A 17,605-nucleotide genomic window follows, 5' to 3' on the forward strand; every position below is an offset into this window, starting at 1 on the left:
TCAGCCGGTGGTCAGGATGAACTTCTCCCAGGCCCCGACCGAGCTGCGGTTGGCGATCAGGGATCCGGCCCCGGCGTTCTCGGCGCACACGATCTGGTTGTTGACCGTGGCCCGCAGGCCCACCGTTCCATCCGAGTTGGTGATGAGCTGGAACGTCTCCCACGATCCGATCGAGCTGGCGTTGGCGACCAACGCCCCGGCGCCCGCGTTCGTGGCCGAGACGTAGAGCCCGTTGGCGCGTGACCGCAGGGCGATGGCACCGTTGCCGGCGTCCACCCGGTCGAACTGTTCGGTCGTGCCACCGACGCTGGCCTTGTTGGCGATCAACGCGGTGGTGCCGACCGCCGACACGTACTGGTTGTTGACCTGCGCCCGCAGCGTGCTCACCGGCGTGGTGCTACCGGTGCCGGTGGCGAAGGTGAACGCGTCGACGTCGAACAGGTAGCCGGACCCGCCCTTGAACACCAGGTACAGCGTCGTGGACGCGCTCGGCGGGTTGCTGATCGTGGCGGACGCCTCGACGAACGTCTCCCAGTTGCCGGTCACCGGCACCGTGACGGTGCCCAGCAGGGAGCCGGTGGCCGACCCGGCCCGGACCTCGATGGTGCCGCCCGCGCCGGCCGACGACGCCCGCACGGTGATGCGGTTGGCGTTGGCCAGGTTGTACGGCTGGTACGAGATCCAGTCGTTGTTCTCGATGAAGCCGGCGGTGCGGCCACCCTCGGCGTTGGTGTGGTCGGTGGCCTGGACGCCGGACTGAGCGCCGAAGTGCTCACCCTGACGGTGCTTGGGTTGCAGCGTCTTGATGCTGTGCGTGGTCAGCCCGCCGTTGTCGGTGTAGGCGGCGTCGAAGACCCCGTAGATGTTCGCCGCCGAGTCGTGCTCGCCGTCGGTCGGCACGGTGATCGAGCCACTGCACCCGTTCTTCGAGGTGATCTGGTGGGCGTGGCTGTCGTGGCCCAGCGCGTACGTCAGGCTCACCTTGGAACAGTCGATCGTGCCGTCCTGCGGGTCGCTCACGCTGATCTGGTACGACACCGTGTCACCGAAGCTGAACAGCTGCCCGTCGGCGGGCGAGGTGAGCGTCACCGTCGGGGCCGTGTTGCCCACGGTGATCACCAGGCTCGCCGTGCCGGTCAACCCATTCGGGTCGGTGACCCTCAACGTGGGGGAGAACGTGCCGTTGGTGGTGTACGTCTTCGTCGGGTTCGCCGCCGTCGACGTGGTGCCGTCACCGAACGTCCACAGGTAGCTCAGCGCCCCACCCTCGGGGTCCGAGCTGCCGGCCGACGAGAAGTTGACGGTCAGCGGGTTGGCCCCCGAGGTCGGGTTCGCCGAGGCGACCGCGATCGGGTTGCGGTTGCCGCCGCCGATGTACTCGATCCGGAACAACGCCTGGTTGTTCGAGCCGGTGCCGTAGTCCAGCACGTACAGTGCGCCGTCCGGTCCGAAGGCCATGTCCATGACCTGGGTGCCGGACCACGGGAAGTTGGAGATCTCCCCGCGGGAGCCGTCGGAGTTGACCGCGATGGCCTTGATCCAGCGGCGGCCGTACTCACCGGCGAAGAACTGGCCGTTGAGCGACTGCGGGAACTTGATGCTGGAGTTCAGCGACGCGTCGTACCGGTAGACCGGCCCGCCCATCGGCGACTCCGAGCCGCTGCCGAACTCCGATGGTGAACCGGAGTCGCCGGCGTACTTGATCCACGCCGGCCTCGCCGCGGGCAGCGTGCCGAGCCCGGTGTTGCGGAACGAGTTGTTGGTCGGCCCGCCCGAGCAGTTGTACTTGGACTGCGACGGCCCGGACGGGAAGGTGTATTCGTTGTACGTCTCGGTGCTGGTGTTGGCGCCGGTGCAGTACGGCCAACCGTAGTTGCCGGGCGAGGCGATGCGGTTGAACTCGACCTGACCGGATGGGCCACGACTGGAGTTCGTGGAGCCGGCGTCGGGGCCGTAGTCGCCGAGGTAGACGACGCCGGTGGCCTTGTCGACGCTCATCCGGAACGGGTTGCGCAGACCCATCGCGTAGATCTCCGGCCGGGTGTTGGCCGTGCCGGGTGCGAACAGGTTGCCCGACGGGATGGTGTACGTGCCGTCGGCCTGCGGTTTGATCCGCAGCAGCTTGCCCCGCAGGTCGTTGGTGTTGCCCGCCGTGCGCTGGGCGTCGAACTGCGGGTTGCGGTTGGTCCGCTCGTCGATCGGCGCGTAGCCGGACGACTCGAACGGGTTGGTGTCGTCGCCGGTGGTCAGGTACAGGTTGCCGGCGGCGTCGAAGTCCAGGTCGCCGCCGACGTGGCAGCACTGGCCACGGTCGTTGGCGACCTGGAGCACGATCTTTTCGCTGCCCAGGTTGAGCGTGTCGTCGCTGTTGAGGGTGAACCGCGACAGCCGCAGGTGCCCCTTCCACCGGTCCCAGTCCGACTGCGAGCCGGTGGTCGGCGCGTCCCCGGACGGGGTGCTCAACGAGGGGGAGTAGTACAGGTAGATCCACCGGTTGGTGGCGAAGGCGGGGTCGACGGCGACGCCCTGCAACCCCTCCTCGTCGTGGGTGTAGACCGACAGGGTGCCGGAGGTCTTGGTGTTGCCGGCCACGTCGGTCACCCGCAGCACGCCGTTGCGGGCGGTGTGCAGCACCGAGCGGTTGGGCAGGACGGCCAGGGACATGGCCTCACCCAGCTCGGCCGAGCCGGTGGCGAGTTTGACCTGTTGATAGTCGCTGGCGGGAATCACCACGGCCTGGGCGGCGGTGGGGGCTGCGGCCACGGCCAGGGCCACGCTCGCGACGGTGGTGACCGCCGCGACCAGGGCCCGGGACCAGCGCCGGGGGTAGGAGAGCATGATCGTCCTTTCTCGACGACCGGGGGTGCGGGCGCGCGGGGGCGCACCACGACCAGGTGGGGGTGGTGAAGAACGGTGGGGAGCAGGTCAGCTGGTGGTGACCAGGTCGAACTTCTCCCACTGGCCGATGGAGGTCCGGTTGGCGATCAACGGGGAGGCGCCCCCGTTGTCGGCGGAGACGTACCGGTTGTTCACCGTGGCCCGCAGGCTCACCGTGCCGTCGGAGTTGCGGACCAGCTGGAACGTCTCCCAGGAGCCGGCGCTGCCCCGGTTGGCGATCAGCGCGGACGACCCGGAGTTCTCCGCCGCGACGTACTGCGAGTTGCTCTTGGCCCGCAGTGCCACGTTGCCGTTGGCGAGGCTGACCAGGTCGAACCGCTCGCTCGTGTTCACCGAGGTCTTGTTGGCGATCAACGCCGTGGTGGAGTTGGGCGCGCTGACGTACTGGTTGTTGGCACGGGCCCGCAGGGTGGAGCCGCTGACCGTGGGCGGCGGGGTGGTCGTGCGCGGCGAGCAGTCGGCGGTCACCGAACCCGCGGCGACCTGGAGGCCGCCGAGCAGCATCCGGGTGAAGTTCGGGTCGGTGTACGACGCCTCGGTGTGCCCGAGGCCGGTGTACCAGGCCCGCCCGCCGCCGTACGCCTTGCACCAGGTGATCGGGTGGTCGCCGCTCATGTTGCCGCCGCTGTAGGACGACTCGTCGAGGTTGGCCAGGACCCGCGCGGTGGACCGGGGGTTGGTGCGGTAGTTGTACCACTCGTCGGAGCGGACCCAGGTGGCCCCGAGGTGCGCCGTCGACGGGTTGGTGTTGTCCTCGATCCGGACGGTCGCGTTCTGGATCGCCGGGTGCGAGTCGAAGTACGCGCCGACCAACTGGCCGTACCACGGCCAGCTGTACTCGGTGTCGGCCGCGGCGTGCACGCCGACGTAGCCGCCACCAGCGGCGATGTACGACTCGAAGGCCGTCTGCTGGCTGGCGTTGAGGACGTCGCCGGTCGTCGACATGAACACCACCGCCTGGTACTGGGCCAGGTTGGAGGTGGTGAACTGGCCGGCGTCCTCGGTCGAGGTCACGGTGAAGCCGTTGGCCGAGCCGAGCTGCTGGATCGCGGCGATGCCGTTGGGGATCGACGAGTGCCGGAAGCCGGCGGTCTTGCTGAACACCAGGACCTTGGTCAGTGGTGCCGCCGAGGCGGGTGTCGGCAGGGCGACCAGACTGGCCAGCATGACTGCCAGGCCGGTGACGAGTGCCAACAGGCGGGGACGGGAACGCATGGTGTTGCTCCTCTGCTGAGCGTCGACCTCGGGCCGGTGCGCATGGGCAGGCCAGGGGCCATGGTGGCGGTGGTGCGGGAGCCGGGCCGCCGATGCTCGGCTGAGGTGCTGCGGGGTGGTGGGGTGATGGAGGAGTGGTGGGGTGCAACAGCCGATGACCTCGCCGAACCACAGTGGACGGTCAAAATTCATCGATTGGTATCGCTGACGCAGTAAACCTCCGATGTATGCGCCCCGTCAACCCCACCGGGTGCGTCCGCGCACGGCCCACGTCAGGTCGAACTGGTCGCCTGGACTGATCGCGACGGCGCGCGGGCCGCCACGGACACCAGGGCGGTAACCGTCGGATGATTGCCGGCCTCGCTGATGATCGTGCCGGCCCGGGAGTGGCCCACCAGCACCGTCGGCCCGTCCTGCCGGTCGAGGGCGCGGTTGGCGGCCGCGGTGGCCGAATGCCCAGGCTTCAGCCGCTCCGGCGCTCCGGCTCCGGTGCGAGGGCGTTCCCGAACAGGTGCTCGCGGTAGCGGTGTCGCAGGACGATCCAGCTGACCGAGAAGGGAATGACCCCCATGGCCACCACGCCCAGGACGTTCGCGCCGACCACGTCGAAGACCGCCCCGACGTCACCGAACAGCTGAGCGACCGTCTGGAACGCGACGTGCAGGCCGATGCCGGCCCAGATGTCGCCGGTGGCCGCACGGAAGGCGCCCAGCAGCAACGCGAAGACGAAGAACAGCGCCAGCCGGTCCACCGATCTGGCCGCCCCGATGAGGAACCCGAAGACGGTGAACAGCACCGCCTGCCCGGCGACCGCCTGCCCGACGGGCAGCCGGGTGGCGAGGTGGTGTTGCAGGTACCCACGGAAGACCAGCTCCTCCGGCAGCGCCTCCTTGAGGAAAACCAGAACGACCAGCAGCGCCGCCACCCGCAGCACGTCCCCGACGGAGGTCCGGACACTGATCTCGACCCAGCCGAGACCGAGACAGAGCGCGAACCCCGCCGCGGCGGGAACGAGCCAGCAGGCCATCCCGAACAGCAGACGCCGCCAGCCGGCGCGCAGCGACGGCAGCCCGAGGCCGGCCCAGGGCCGACGGTCCAGGACGCGACGGGCGACGACCACCAGAGGTACGACGACAGCGGTGGTGAGCACCGCCCCGATCGCATGGGTCAGTCGGTCGTATTCAGGGCCGAGCAGAGCGCCCAGGACCAGCCACACCAGCACGGCGGCGCTGGCCACGACGAGGATCCGCCACGGCAGGGCGAGACGAAATCCGGCGCTCACCCCGCGCAGCGTAGCCAGCGGCGTCAACCGCGGACGGTCAGCGGCCGAGGACGAGGTAGCCGAGGCCGAGGACACCCCGGTAACCGCCGACGTACTGGCTCAACCGGTCGTCGAGCTCCGCGCGGACCTCGGCGGCACGGGGATCCTCCGGGTACGCCAGCAGCCACTCCTGCCGCCCGGCGAGCCAGGTCGACTCGAAATCGTCCCACTCCCGCTGGTCGGCGGTGCTCACGTGCAGCAACCGCCAGCCTCGCTGGCGGGCGGCCTCGACCAGAGCGGGCAGGGTCGGGACCTCCGGGCCGAAGATCTCGGCGATCTCCGCCGTCGGGGGCCGCTCCCAGTACGCGTCGCCGAAGAGCAGCCGCCCACCGGGCCGGACCACGTCGGCGAGGGCGTCGAGGGCGGCCTCGGTGCCACCGAAGGCGTGTGCCGAGCCGATGCAGAGAACCCGGTCGGCCGGCTCCTGCCAGGCCGCTGCTTCCCCCATCACGAAGGCGACGTGCCGGGTCAGCGAGCGTCCCGCGGCCAGCCGCCGCCCTCGGGCGAGCGCGGCCTCGTCGGTGTCGACGCCGACGCCGCGCGTCGCGACCGGGCCGGAGACACCACCGGCGGCGACCGCCCGCAGCAACAGCTCACCCCAACCACAGCCGAGGTCGAGCACACGCGCTCCGGGCCGGACGTCGAACCGTTGCAGCAGCAACGCGGCGTGTTCCGGCGAGAGCGGGGTGTTCCAACGCATCCGCGCGTAACGGCTGGCGGCGAGGTGGTCGGTTGACTGCATCCGTTGAGGGTGTCAGGGCGTGCCCCGGGTCCGGCACCGGGGCGTACGGCAGGATCGGTGGGGTGGACGCGCAGAGCCCGGGGCCCGGCGCGGCGGCCGACCCCGCAGGAGGTGGCGGCGGCGGCTGGCCGGGGGTTGCCGGACATCATCGGCCCCGGGCTACGCGTGCTGTTCTGCGGCTTCAATCCGGGCCTCTACTCGGCCGCGGTGGGGGAGCCCTTCGCCCGCCGGGGCAGCCGATTCTGGCCGGCCCTGCACGGAGCCGGCTTCACCGACCGCCAGCTGCACTCCTGGGAACGCGACGAGCTGCTGCGTCAGGGTCTGGGCATCACCAGCCTGAGCAATCGGGCCACCGCCCGCGCCGCCGAACTGACTCCGGAGGAGTTGGTAGCCGGTGTGACCGGGCTGGCGGTGAAGGCCGAGCGCCACCGGCCGCGCTGGGTGGCGATCCTCGGGGTGAGCGCGTACCGCATCGCCTTCGCCCGACCGAAGGCCGGGCTGGGCCCGCGAGCGGAACGGCTGGGGCCGGCCCAGGTCTGGGTGCTGCCGAACCCCAGCGGTCTGAACGCGCACTTCCCGCTGCCGGCGTTGACCGCCGAGTTCGCCAGGCTGCGGCGGGCTCTCGACCGCTAGCCGGCCGCGGCGACCAGCCCCTGGTAGTAGGGCTGCATCGCCGGGTGGTAGTCGTCGAACTCGGGGCGGGGTGAACCGTCCCGGGAGGCGACCAGCATGTCCAGGTAGTACTCCCAACCGGCGCCCACCTCGGCGATGCCCTCCACGCTGGTCAGGTGCTGCACGAACCGCAGCTCGGTAGTGCCGTCGGTCTCGGTCAGTGACAGCTCCAGCAGCCAGCTGCCGTAGTCGTCGACCATCGACACGGCGAGGCGCTGCCGCGGTTCGCACGCGTCGATGCGCATCTCGCACCAGGGCTGCTCCTCCTCGTACGCCATCTGGACCCGGATGGTCCGGCCGGGGCCGGCGTCGCCCTCCCACGGGCCGAACCAGCGAGCCGTACGCTCGGGCTCGGTCAGGCTGGCCCAGACGTCCGCCGCCGGAGCGCGGAAGGTTCGGGTGAGGACGAGATCGTGGCCGGTGTCGGTGTGGAACAGGCGTCCGGCGGGTGTGCGGGTCATGCCGTGTGCTCCCTTCGGTGCTCCGCCGGGCCGCGGCTGCGGCGCTCTCGGCGGGTGCGATAGACCTCGGTCTCCAACGCGTCGAGGTGCCGCTCCCACCGGTCGGTGGCCGCGAGCGCGGCGAGCCAGTCGACCAGTGGGGCGAGCGGGCGCGGATCGAGGCGGTAGATCCTCTGGCGGCCGACCATCTCGTCGTGCACCAGACCGCTCTCGCGCAGCAGCCGCAGGTGGCGGCTGATCGCGGGTCGGCTGATCACGAATCGCTGCGCGATGTCACCAGCGGACAGCGGCTCGTCGCGCAGCAGGGTCAGGATGTGCCGCCGTACCGGGTCCGCGATCGCGGTGGCCACCTCGTTCACCTGAGAAGCGTAACCTATGAGTTACGCGTTGGCGTGGCGAAGGCCACGGACGGCCGCATGTCGCCGCGTCGATGGTGGGCACATGATCACTTGACCTGGCACTCTGTATGGCATGGCCGCCCTCCTTCGCTCCCGCCTGACCGACTGGACGTTCGTCGTACCTGTGCTCGCCGTCCTGATATTGATGGTCACCTGGGGGAGGAGCCTGCCTGGGCCCGTCATCGTGGTTGTCGCGGTGCTGCTGGGCGGCGCGGTGCTTGCGGCGGTGCACCACGCCGAGGTGGTCGCTCACCGGGTGGGAGAGCCGTACGGGTCCCTCGTGCTCGCCGTCGCGGTCACCGTGATCGAGGTGGCCCTGATCGTCACGCTCATGATCAGCGGTCCGGAGAAGACCCAGTCACTCGCCCGGGACACCGTCTTCGCCGCCGTCATGATCACCTGCAACGGAATACTGGGTCTGTCCCTGCTGCTCGGGGCGCTGCGCCGCCGCGTCGCGGTGTTCAACCCGGAGGGCACCGGCGGAGCCCTGGCCACCGTGATCACCCTGGCCACCCTGAGTCTGGTCATCCCCAGCTTCACCACGGCCCGCCCCGGCCCGGAGTTCAGCCCGGCCCAACTCGTCTTCGCCGCCGTCGCGTCGCTGGCCCTGTACGGGCTGTTCGTGCTCGTGCAGACCGGCCGGCACCGCGACTACTTCCTGCCGGTCGACAGCCGGGGCAAGGTCATCGAGACGGAGGAGCACGCCAAGCCGCCCACCACCCGCGCGGCGATGGTCAGCCTGGGCCTGCTGCTGGTGGCGCTGGTCGCGGTGGTCGGCGACGCCAAGACGGTCTCGCCGACCATCGAGGCCGGGGTCGCGGCGGCGAACCTGCCGCACGCGTTCGTCGGCGTGATCATCGCCCTGCTGGTGCTTCTGCCGGAGACCCTGGCCGCCGCCCGCGCCGCCCGCCGAGACCGCGTCCAGACCAGCCTGAACCTCGCGCTCGGCTCCGCGATGGCCAGCATCGGCCTGACCATCCCGGCCATCGCGATCGCCTCGATCTGGCTGGACGGCCCGCTGCTGCTCGGCCTCGGCGGCACCCAGCTCACGCTGCTCGCGCTCACCGCCGTGACCGCCGTCCTCACTGTGGTGCCCGGCCGGGCCAACGTGTTGCAGGGCGGCGTACACCTGGTGCTGATGGCCGCCTTCGTCTTCCTGGCCGCCAGCCCGTGACCCGCACGGTCGGCCGGCTCAGCCCGTGACCCGCACGGCCGCGCCGGCCCGTTCCGTGACCCGCACGGCCCGCACGGCCCGTGCGGCTCAGCCGGCGGGCGGCGGGTCGCCCGTGAGGCGCTCCGCGCGGGTGTTCAGGTAGCGCTGCTGCGCCAGGTTCGTCGAGCGCGCCGCCGCCATCCGGTACGCCTCCCGCGCGGCGAGCCGCTCACCCTCCAGTTCCCACAGGTGGGCGCGGGCGGCCGGCAGTCGAGGGTCGTCGGCGAGACGGGGATCGTCGGCCAGGTCGGCGAGCAGCGCCAACCCGGCCGCGGCACCCCGGCTCATGGCCACCGCCACCGCGTGGTTGAGCGCCACCACCGGGTTGTCGGACATCCCGAGGAGCACCTCGTACAGCGCGGTGATCTGCGCCCAGTCGGTGGCCGCCGCGCTGGGCGCCTCGTCGTGTACGGCCGCGATGGCCGCCTGGAGCTGGTACGCCCCGACCACCCCGCGCGGCAACGCCCCGGTGATCAGCTCGACCCCCTCGGCGATCTGGTCCGCCCGCCACCGGGAGCGGTCCTGCTCGGCCATCGGCACCAGCTCACCGTGCGGGCCGATCCGCGCCGGCGCGCGGGCATCGGTGAGCAGCATCAACGCGAGCAGCCCGGTGACCTCGGGGTCCTCGGGCACCAGCCGGCGCACCAGCCGGGTCAGCCGGATCGCCTCGGCGGTCAGGTCGGCGCGCAACAACCCGGGCCCGGCGGTGCGGGCGTACCCCTCCGTGAAGATCAGGTAGAGCACGTGCAGCACGGCGGCGAGCCGGTCGGCGCGTTCCGGGCCGGTGGGCGGCGCGAACCGCAGCCCGCTGTCCCGGATCCGCTGCTTACCCCGACTGATCCGCCGGGTCATCGTCGCCTCCGGCACCAGGAAGGCGCGCGCCACCTCGGCGGTGCTGAGCCCGCCGACCGCCCGCAGGGTGAGCGCGATCTGCGACGCCGCCGACAGCGCCGGGTGGCAGCACAGGAACAGCAGGATGAGCCTGTCGTCGGCGTCGGCCCGCGGTCGGTCGGCGGCGGGGGCGCTCCACTGCTCCGGCAGCCTCCACCGGGCCACCGTGTCCTCCCGTCGCATCCGGGCCTGTTCGCGACGCAGCAGGTCGGTCAGCCGACGGGACGCCACGGTGATCAGCCAGCCACGCGGGTTCTCCGGTACGCCGTCGCGCGGCCACCCGTGCGCGGCGGCGATCAACGCCTCCTGCACCGCGTCCTCGGCCGTGTCGAAGTGCCCGTAGCGGCGGACTAGCGCGCCGAGGACCTGCGGCGCCAGCTCGCGCAGCAGGTCCTCGGCGGGAGTCTCCGACACCGGTCAGCCGGCCAGGTCCTCGACACCGTCGAGCACCGGCCGCACGTCCACGTACCCACCGGGGGCGTCCGGGTCGACCAGCCCGGCGGCGATCTCGGTGGCCCGGTCGAAGCTGGCGCACTCCACGATGGTGTAACCGGCGAGGACCTCCTGCGTCTCCGGGTACGGGCCGTCGGTGACCACGGGCGCCCCCTCGCGCACCTGCACCCGGCGGGCGTGCACCGGCTCGCTCAGGCCCCGGGCGTCGACCAACTCCCCGGACTCGGCCAGCGCCTGGTGGAAGGTCTCCATGTGCTGGTGCATCGCCGCGATCTGTTCGGCCGACATCGCCGGCCGGTCCGTAGCCCGTCCCGACAGCACGTCGTAGTCCTGCTGCGACCCGTAGAGCAAAATCATGTACTTCACGGTCTCTTCCCCTCCTCCGCAAGGCACCACCCCGGCACCCGACGAAACGTCGAACCCAACCCCGCCCTCCGGACACACCACCCAACCCGAATCGGTGATCATGAAGTTGGCGTCACGACACGCCGAGCGGGATGACGCTAACTTCATGATCACCGGAGGTGGGGGTGGTGGGTGGGGCTTAGGTTGGGCGGCATGACTGTGGTGTGGGTGGTGGTGGGGGGTTTCGTCGTCGCGGCGGGGGTGGCGTACGGCGTTGTCGCTCGGCGGGGGCGAGCGGACGCCGGGGACGATCCGGCGGCTGGGCGGGAGGCTCGGGGTCGCCAGCACCGGTACGAGGCCGAGCGGCACGGTGACCAGGGTGACACCTGGCATCGCGGTCGAGAGTCGAGCGGGTGAGCGACGCTACTGGCCGTACGAGCGGCGGAGCCGGTCGTTGATCAGGTAGTTGAGGCGGTGGCGTAGGTGCCCGAGGGTGCTCTCGCCCGGTAGGTCGCCGTCGGTGGTGAGCGTCCAGCGCAGCGCGCAGTCCGCGCCGGGCTGCCCGGCCGTCAGGTCGAAGCGGATCCGGTCCAACGGTCGGTGCGGCCACAGCGACGACCACACGAGCAGCACGGGCGCGTAGCCGGCCACCACCCGGGGCGGCACCTCGTCGTCGCGCAACTCCAGCCACGGCCGGCTGCCGGCCTCGTACGGGTCGCGCAGCGACCTCCACAGGACGTGCGCCGGCGCCGGTTGACGTCGGCTGCGACTGCCCAACTCGTGCAGCACGACCGATCCCTCCCTCCACTGACGGACGGAGGCACCCGTCCGTTGGCATTGTGCCGGCCCGGCACCGCCCCTGAGCGGCACCCCGCTGCCCGTGCGCCGCGCAAATCCGCCGCCCGTGCGCCGCCAGAACAGCACCGGGCTGATCGGCGTGAACCGTCCGTCCCCACCCTGCGTAGAACCGGTGATGGGCGTGGCGGTCGTATCGTCGGGGTACATCGCAGCGCGAGCACCGATGTCTGGGGAGGCACAGTGGGGGCACGGTTCGGACGCGACGCGCGGGGCCCGGTGGCGGGTCTGTTGATCGCCGCCCTGCTCTCCGTCGCCTGCGCCGGCGGTGGGCTGGCCGAGCCGGAGGCCGAACGCCCCGGGGCGAACCCGCCCGCGACGTCACCGGAACCGGGCACCACCCGGGCCGACAGCACCACCAGCGTGGCCGAGTTCGAGCAGGACGTCGCCGACGCGCAGGCGATCGCCGAGCGCTACTGGGCGGCCCAGTTCAAGGAGTCCGGGCAGGGTTTCCGGCCGGTCCGGCGGATCATCCCGTACCAGCGCGACGGCGAGGTGTCCTGCGGTGGCCAGGCGTTGCCCCGCAACAACGCCGTCTACTGCTCGCAGGGCGACTTCATCGCGTACGACGTCGCCTGGTCGGTGGCGGCGTTCCGCCAGGTCGGCGACGCGTTCGTGTTCTACCTGCTCGGGCACGAGTACGCGCACGCCATCCAGGTGCGCCTCGGCATCAACTACAGCTTCACCATCCAGCAGGAGTTGCAGGCCGACTGCATGGCCGGGGCGTACCTCGGCGACTCGGTGCGCTCGGGGGTCCTGACCCTCGCCGAGGGCGACCTGGACGAGTTCCGGGAGGGGGTGGCGGCGGTCGGCGACGACCCGGACCAGCCGTGGTTCGCGGAAGGGGCGCACGGCACCGCCGAGCAGCGCACCGACAACTTCTTCCGGGGTTACGAGGGTTCCCTGAAGGAGTGCGACCTGGGCTGAACGGGGTTGCCCGGATCACCCTGACGCCCGTTGCCGCCACCGGGCCCTGCGGCTGCTGGCAGGATCGCCGGTGTCGGTCACGACCCTGGAGGTTCCGCTGAGCAGCCATCACCCCGCCGCTGTGCTCTTCGACATGGACGGCACGTTGGTCGACAGCGAGAAGCTGTGGGACGTCGCGTTGCAGGAACTCGCGAAGGAGTACGGCGGGGAACTCTCCGTCGACGCCCGCCAGTCGATCATCGGTACCGCCATGGCCGAGTCGATGCGCATCCTGCACGACGACCTGGGGCAGCCCGAACGGGATCCGGAGATCAGCGCGGCGTGGATCAACGCCCGGATCCTGGAGCTGTTCCGCGGTGGTCTGCCCTGGCGGCCCGGCGCGTTCGAGCTGCTGCGCGCGGTCCGCGCGGCGGGCATCCCCACCGCGCTGGTCACCTCCAGCCCTCGGGCGCTCGTCGAGATCGCCCTGGACACCCTCGGTCGGGACAACTTCGACACGGTGGTCGCCGGCGACGAGGTGGTGGCGGCCAAGCCGCACCCCGAGCCGTACCTGACCGCAGCCCGGCTGCTGGGTGTGCCGATCGAGCGGTGCGTGGCGATCGAGGACTCGCCGACCGGGGTGGCCAGTGCACTCGCCTCGGGCGCGGCCGTGCTGGCCGTACCGGCGGAGGTGGCGTTGCCGAGCACCGTCGGCGTACGCCAGGTGGAGAGCCTGACCGGCGTGGACCTGGCGCTGCTCGCGGCGCTGCTGACCGACCGGGCCGCGGCCTGACGGACGCGACAGGGGCCCCCGTCGACGGGGGCCCCTGTCGCGCGTCGCGGCGTCAGTCGTGGGCGATGGCGCCCAGGACGTTGATCCGGGCCGCCCGGATGGCCGGGAGCACCGCCGCCACCACACCGATGATCGCGGCGAGACCGAGGAAGACACCCATCTGGCCCCACGGCAGGATCAGGTCGGTGATGCCCTCGTCCTTGAGGGCCTCGACCACCGCGGCACCGAGGCCGGTACCGACCGCCACGCCCAGCAACGCGCCGAAGACGGAGATCACCACCGCCTCCACGGTGATCATGGCCATGGTCTGCGACCGGCGCAGCCCGATCGCCCGTAGCAGCCCCAGCTCGCGGGTCCGTTCCAGGATCGACAGCGCCAGGGTGTTGATGATGCCCAGCACGGCGATGACGATGGCCAGCGCCAACAGGATCTGGATCATCGTGAGCAGCCCGTCGAGCTGACCGGTCTGCTGCTTGATGAACGCGTCCCGGTCGGCCACCGACACCTCAGGGCTGTCCGCGAGCAGCGTCTCCACCTGCGGCAGCACGTCGTTCACCCGCGCACCGGGGGCCAACTGGATGAACCCCTGGAAGGGCTGCGGGATCGCGAAGTCCTTCGCCGCCGTCACCGGCAGCATCACCGGGTTCAACAGCTGCCCGGACTCGTAGATGCCACTGATCGTGTACGTCCGCGTCTCGCCGCGGGTCAACTGCACGTTCACCGTCGAGCCCACCGACCAGCCACGCGAGTTGGCGGTGTCCGAACTGGCCAGCATCTGCGTCGGCCCGAGCCGGTCGATGTCACCCGCCACGGGCTTGGCACTGAAGATCTGCCGCAGCGACGAGATGTCGCTGCTCGCCCCGACCCAGGTGACCTTGCCGTCGATCTGGCTCATGTCGCCGTACTCGCCGTCGACCATCCGCACGCCGGGCAGGGTCTTGGCCTGGTCCAGGACGGCCGGGTCGAAGCTCGGCGGGCGCGGCCCGCCCTGCGCCCCGGCGATCACCAGCTCGGCCTTGACGCTGTCCTGGGCCAGGGCGCTGATGCTGCCTTTGGCCGAGTCGAGGATCACCGTGACGCCGGTGACCAGCGCGATGCCGACCATCAGCGCGGCCGCGGTGATCGCGGTCCGGCGCGGGTTGCGCCCCGAGTTGAGCCGGCCCAGCTTGCCCGGCAGCGACCAGGAGAAGATCCCACCGAGCAGAGCCACCACCGGCCGGCTGATCAGCGGGGTCAGCAGCGCCACGCCGATGAACGCGAACAGCACCCCACCGAGGATGGTGGACAGCGTCTGACCACCGGCGTTGCCGCTGAGCCCGAGGAACAGCAGCACCGCGCCGATGCCGGTGACCAACGACCCGGCCACCGTGACCTTGGTCAACGGCCGGTCCGGGGTGGCCACGTCCTGCATCGCGGCGATCGGCGGGATCCGCGACGCCCGCAACGCCGGCAACAGCGCCGCCACCACCGTGATGACCAGCCCGACAGCGAACGACCCGATCACCGCCGCCGCCGGCACGCCGATCCCGGCGAGGGTGAGCCCACCGGCCAGATTGCCGAACAGGTACGCCAGCAACGCGCCCACGCCGATGCCGGCCGCCAGGCCGAGCACCGAGGCGATCAACCCGACCGCGATGGCCTCCAGCACCACCGACCCGATGATCTGCCGGCCGCTGGCCCCGATGGCGCGCATCAATGCCAACTCACGGGTGCGCTGGGCCACGATGATCGAGAAGGTGTTGAGGATCAGGAAGGTGCCGACCAGCAGGGCCACCGCGGCGAATCCGAGCAGGATCTTGTTGAAGAACGACAGGCCCTCCTTGAGGCTGGCCGCCGCGTCCGCGGCGACCTGCTCGCCCGTCTTCACCTCGAAGTCCGCGCCGAGGGTGCGGGCCACGTCGTCGCGAAGCTTCTCGTCGGAGACCCCGTCGGCGGCGGTCACGGTGATGCTGCTGAACACGTCCGGCTCGCCCAGCATCAGCCGCTGCGCCACCGGCGTGGTGAAGAAGACCTCGTTGACCCCGCCGATCGAGTCCCGGTCACCGCTGTAACCGAAGACGCCGACCAGGGTGAAATCCCGCTTCTTCGACTCGAACGCGGTCAGCACACCGACCTTCTGGCCGACCTGAAGCTTCGCCGCGGTGGCCAGACCCTTGTTGATGACGATCTCGTCCTCGGCCTGCGGCGCGCGCCCCTCACGCAGTTGCAGCAGGTCGCTCTCGCCGATCCAGTTCTCGCCCAACTGCGGCGGGCCGAACGAGGTGACGACCTTGCCGTTGCTGCCGATCACCCGGGCGCCGTCGGCGTTGACCACACCGGTCGCCGAGGCCGCCCCCGGCACCTGCTTCACCCGGTCCACCAGGGCGGCCGGCAGCGGAGCGGCGGTCTGCTCGCCCTCCAGCTCGCTGAGCTCGACCTTCGGCTTCGCCGCGACGTTCACGTCGATCTCGGAGAAACCGTCGGCGAAGACCGAGTCGAAGGAGCGGCCCAGCGTGTCGGTGAGCACGAACGCGCCGGAGACGAACATCACCCCGAGCACCACCGCCAGGCCGGACAGGATCAGCCGGACCTTACGGGCCAGCAGACTCTTCAGCGTCGCGCGGAACATCAGTTGCCCACCTCGGCCGGAGTGTCCAGCTTCTTCATGGTGTCCAGCACCGTCTCGGCGGTCGGCTCGATCAGCTCCGAGACGATCTCACCGTCGGCGAGGAAGACCACTCGATCGGCGTACGCGGCGGCCGTCGGGTCGTGGGTGACCATCACGATGGTCTGACCGTGCTCCCGGACCGACGACCGCAGGAAGTTGAGCACCTCCGCGCCGGAGCGCGAGTCCAGGTTGCCCGTCGGCTCGTCCGCGAAGATCACCTCAGGACGGGAGACCAGCGCCCGCGCGCACGCCACCCGCTGCTGCTGCCCACCGGAGAGCTGCGCCGGCCGGTGGTCCAGCCGATTCTTCAGGCCCACCGTGTCGATCACCGTGTCGTACCAGGCCGGGTCCGGCTTGCGCCCGGCGATCGACAGCGGCAGCAGGATGTTTTCCTTGGCGGTCAGCGTCGGCAGCAGGTTGAACTGCTGGAAGATGAAGCCCACCTTGTCGCGCCGCAGCTTCGTCAACCCCGCGTCGCCCAGCCCGGTGACGGTCGTCTCACCGATCGACACCGTCCCCTTGGTCACCGAGTCCAGACCGGCGAGGCAGTGCATCAGCGTCGACTTACCGGAACCCGACGGGCCCATGATCGCGGTGAAGCGGCCACGTTCGAACTCCGCGCTGACCCCCCGCAGCGCGATGACCTGAGCCTCGCCGCTGCCGTACACCTTCCACACGTCGTTCGCCCGGGCCGCGGCCTGCGCCTGCTGGCCTACCGTCGCGGTCACGTCATCTACCTCTTCCGTCTGTCCGAAAATGCACGCCGCCCCCCGATGGTCCGGCGCGACTGTTCCATCATCGGTGCCGAATACGCCCGCCCCGTCCGACCCTGGGGGGACCCAGGGCGGATTTCCCGCTGCGGGTGCACCCCCATATCGCATCAGGGTTGCCCCTGAGTCGACGGCCGGTCGACCGTTTTTCCACACAGCGGCGGCAGCACCGACACCCGCACCTGACGCCACAGCAAGGTCAACCGAACCGAGCCGTCTCCGGTCACGGTAGGTGAGGACCGCAACGCCAGCCGTCCCCCCAAGGAGGGATCTTCGAGTACGCCGGGTGAGGTACCTCAGCCGACGCGACTACGCCCGGGGACGGACCAGCCCCGACTCGTACGCCAGCACCACCGCCTGCACCCGGTCGCGCAGCCGCAGCTTGGTCAGCACATGCCCGACGTGCGTCTTGATGGTGGTCTCGCTCACCGACAGGACCGTCGCGATCTCGCCGTTGGACAACCCTCGGGCGACCTGCACGAGCACCTCGCGCTCCCGGTCGGTGAGCGCGTTGAGCGCCGCCGCGGGCGTCGCCGCCGGGTCGGGCAGCAGTTCGGCGAAGCGGTCCAGCAGCCGCCGCAGGATCCGAGGTGACACCACCGCGTCCCCGCCGGCGACAGTGCGGATCGCCGCGATCAGATCCTCGGCCGGCACGTCCTTGGCCAGGAACCCGCTGGCGCCGGCCCGCAACGCGCCCACCACGTACTCGTCCAGGTCGAAGGTGGTGAGCACCAGCACCCGCACCGGCAGCCGGGCGTCGACGATGGCCCGGGTCGCCGCCACCCCGTCCATCCGGGGCATCCGGATGTCCATCAGCACGACGTCGGGCAGCAGCCGGCGGGACAACTCCACCGCCTCCACGCCGTCACCGGCCTCCGCCACCACGTCCAGGTCGCTCTCGGCGCCCAGCACCATCCGGAACCCGGTCCGCAGCAGCGGCTGGTCGTCGGCGAGCAGGATCCGCACCGGCCGCGCCGAGGGCGCCTGATCGCTCATCTGCTGCTCTCCCGTCCCGCCGACGTCGT

At 71.0% G+C, this 17,605-nt stretch carries 17 protein-coding genes; 5 read left to right on the forward strand and 12 right to left on the reverse strand.

Annotated features, from left to right (window positions below; translation table 11 throughout):
* The 4 genes from ACZ6NZ_RS20690 to ACZ6NZ_RS20705 all read right to left on the reverse strand — a co-directional run bounded on the left by ACZ6NZ_RS20690 (position 1) and on the right by ACZ6NZ_RS20705 (position 6,176).
* Entirely contained in the window at positions 1-2,838 is a 2,838-nt protein-coding gene (locus tag ACZ6NZ_RS20690) for a PQQ-dependent sugar dehydrogenase (RefSeq protein ID WP_465859614.1), read from the reverse strand.
* A gap of 87 nt (positions 2,839-2,925) precedes the next feature.
* On the reverse strand, positions 2,926-4,113 hold the full coding sequence (locus tag ACZ6NZ_RS20695; protein ID WP_465859615.1) for a ThuA domain-containing protein: 1,188 nt from the start codon (positions 4,111-4,113) through the stop codon (positions 2,926-2,928).
* Between the two features lie 463 nt (positions 4,114-4,576).
* A complete protein-coding gene (locus tag ACZ6NZ_RS20700; RefSeq protein WP_465859616.1) occupies positions 4,577-5,395 on the reverse strand; it encodes a lysostaphin resistance A-like protein in 819 nt (272 codons plus the stop codon).
* Between the two features lie 37 nt (positions 5,396-5,432).
* Entirely contained in the window at positions 5,433-6,176 is a 744-nt protein-coding gene (locus ACZ6NZ_RS20705) for an SAM-dependent methyltransferase (RefSeq protein ID WP_465859618.1), read from the reverse strand.
* A gap of 111 nt (positions 6,177-6,287) precedes the next feature.
* Here ACZ6NZ_RS20705 and mug point away from each other — a divergent pair, with 111 nt between their 5' ends.
* Positions 6,288-6,809 carry a G/U mismatch-specific DNA glycosylase gene (gene mug / locus ACZ6NZ_RS20710; RefSeq protein WP_465859619.1) on the forward strand — a complete coding sequence of 174 codons (522 nt, stop codon included), beginning with the start codon at positions 6,288-6,290 and terminating at the stop codon, positions 6,807-6,809.
* Here the strand turns inward: mug and ACZ6NZ_RS20715 are convergent.
* Both ACZ6NZ_RS20715 and ACZ6NZ_RS20720 read right to left on the reverse strand, forming a co-directional pair.
* Positions 6,806-7,309, reverse strand: coding sequence for an SRPBCC family protein (locus ACZ6NZ_RS20715; protein WP_465859621.1), 504 nt, complete (start codon positions 7,307-7,309; stop codon positions 6,806-6,808). The two genes, mug and ACZ6NZ_RS20715, sit on opposite strands and share 4 nt — an antisense overlap.
* The gene (locus ACZ6NZ_RS20720; RefSeq protein WP_357186605.1) at positions 7,306-7,668 is read right to left on the reverse strand and encodes a metalloregulator ArsR/SmtB family transcription factor; all 363 of its coding nucleotides are present in this window, start codon (positions 7,666-7,668) and stop codon (positions 7,306-7,308) included. Before ACZ6NZ_RS20720 ends, ACZ6NZ_RS20715 begins: the two co-directional genes overlap by 4 nt.
* 112 nt (positions 7,669-7,780) lie before the next feature.
* On the opposite strand from ACZ6NZ_RS20720, the gene ACZ6NZ_RS20725 reads away from it, so the two are divergent.
* Complete coding sequence (locus ACZ6NZ_RS20725; protein ID WP_112673580.1) at positions 7,781-8,881, forward strand: calcium:cation antiporter; 1,101 nt, start codon at positions 7,781-7,783, stop codon at positions 8,879-8,881.
* Positions 8,882-8,968: 87 nt separating this feature from the next.
* On the opposite strand, the gene ACZ6NZ_RS20730 is transcribed toward ACZ6NZ_RS20725, so the two are convergent.
* Together ACZ6NZ_RS20730 and ACZ6NZ_RS20735 are read right to left on the reverse strand one after the other, a co-directional pair.
* Entirely contained in the window at positions 8,969-10,225 is a 1,257-nt protein-coding gene (locus ACZ6NZ_RS20730; protein WP_465859624.1) for an RNA polymerase sigma factor, read from the reverse strand.
* Positions 10,226-10,228: 3 nt separating this feature from the next.
* Positions 10,229-10,621, reverse strand: a complete 393-nt coding sequence (locus ACZ6NZ_RS20735; protein ID WP_366611328.1) for a YciI family protein — start codon at positions 10,619-10,621, stop codon at positions 10,229-10,231.
* A gap of 201 nt (positions 10,622-10,822) precedes the next feature.
* Here ACZ6NZ_RS20735 and ACZ6NZ_RS20740 point away from each other — a divergent pair, with 201 nt between their 5' ends.
* Positions 10,823-11,026 (forward strand): hypothetical protein, encoded by a 204-nt coding sequence (locus ACZ6NZ_RS20740; RefSeq protein ID WP_465859626.1) that lies wholly within the window; start codon positions 10,823-10,825, stop codon positions 11,024-11,026.
* A 6-nt stretch (positions 11,027-11,032) separates the two neighbouring features.
* Here ACZ6NZ_RS20740 and ACZ6NZ_RS20745 read toward each other — a convergent pair whose 3' ends face one another.
* Positions 11,033-11,398, reverse strand: coding sequence for a hypothetical protein (locus ACZ6NZ_RS20745; RefSeq protein WP_465859627.1), 366 nt, complete (start codon positions 11,396-11,398; stop codon positions 11,033-11,035).
* 249 nt (positions 11,399-11,647) lie between these two features.
* Here ACZ6NZ_RS20745 and ACZ6NZ_RS20750 point away from each other — a divergent pair, with 249 nt between their 5' ends.
* Both ACZ6NZ_RS20750 and ACZ6NZ_RS20755 read left to right on the forward strand, forming a co-directional pair.
* Positions 11,648-12,391 carry a neutral zinc metallopeptidase gene (locus ACZ6NZ_RS20750; protein WP_465859629.1) on the forward strand — a complete coding sequence of 248 codons (744 nt, stop codon included), beginning with the start codon at positions 11,648-11,650 and terminating at the stop codon, positions 12,389-12,391.
* 121 nt (positions 12,392-12,512) lie between these two features.
* Complete coding sequence (locus tag ACZ6NZ_RS20755) at positions 12,513-13,163, forward strand: HAD family hydrolase (protein ID WP_465860108.1); 651 nt, start codon at positions 12,513-12,515, stop codon at positions 13,161-13,163.
* Between the two features lie 52 nt (positions 13,164-13,215).
* Here ACZ6NZ_RS20755 and ACZ6NZ_RS20760 read toward each other — a convergent pair whose 3' ends face one another.
* The 3 genes from ACZ6NZ_RS20760 to ACZ6NZ_RS20770 form a co-directional block, all read right to left on the reverse strand.
* The gene (locus tag ACZ6NZ_RS20760) at positions 13,216-15,771 is read right to left on the reverse strand and encodes an ABC transporter permease (RefSeq protein WP_366611267.1); all 2,556 of its coding nucleotides are present in this window, start codon (positions 15,769-15,771) and stop codon (positions 13,216-13,218) included.
* Positions 15,771-16,538, reverse strand: coding sequence for an ABC transporter ATP-binding protein (locus ACZ6NZ_RS20765; protein WP_465859631.1), 768 nt, complete (start codon positions 16,536-16,538; stop codon positions 15,771-15,773). Before ACZ6NZ_RS20765 ends, ACZ6NZ_RS20760 begins: the two co-directional genes overlap by 1 nt.
* Positions 16,539-16,889: 351 nt before the next feature.
* Complete coding sequence (locus ACZ6NZ_RS20770) at positions 16,890-17,576, reverse strand: response regulator transcription factor (RefSeq protein WP_366611269.1); 687 nt, start codon at positions 17,574-17,576, stop codon at positions 16,890-16,892.
* Positions 17,577-17,605 lie beyond the last annotated feature (29 nt).

This window comes from Micromonospora sp. NPDC047756, from assembly GCF_055587245.1.

Coding starts and splice junctions, on each gene's coding strand:
- ACZ6NZ_RS20760 (WP_366611267.1), bottom strand. CDS start 15,771: ATGTTCCGCGCGACGCTGAAGAGTCTGCTGGCCCGTAAGGTCCGGCTG.
- ACZ6NZ_RS20715 (WP_465859621.1), bottom strand. CDS start 7,309: ATGACCCGCACACCCGCCGGACGCCTGTTCCACACCGACACCGGCCAC.
- ACZ6NZ_RS20725 (WP_112673580.1), top strand. CDS start 7,781: ATGGCCGCCCTCCTTCGCTCCCGCCTGACCGACTGGACGTTCGTCGTA.
- ACZ6NZ_RS20770 (WP_366611269.1), bottom strand. CDS start 17,576: ATGAGCGATCAGGCGCCCTCGGCGCGGCCGGTGCGGATCCTGCTCGCC.
- ACZ6NZ_RS20690 (WP_465859614.1), bottom strand. CDS start 2,838: ATGCTCTCCTACCCCCGGCGCTGGTCCCGGGCCCTGGTCGCGGCGGTC.
- ACZ6NZ_RS20740 (WP_465859626.1), top strand. CDS start 10,823: ATGACTGTGGTGTGGGTGGTGGTGGGGGGTTTCGTCGTCGCGGCGGGG.
- ACZ6NZ_RS20735 (WP_366611328.1), bottom strand. CDS start 10,621: ATGATTTTGCTCTACGGGTCGCAGCAGGACTACGACGTGCTGTCGGGA.
- ACZ6NZ_RS20705 (WP_465859618.1), bottom strand. CDS start 6,176: ATGCAGTCAACCGACCACCTCGCCGCCAGCCGTTACGCGCGGATGCGT.
- ACZ6NZ_RS20695 (WP_465859615.1), bottom strand. CDS start 4,113: ATGCGTTCCCGTCCCCGCCTGTTGGCACTCGTCACCGGCCTGGCAGTC.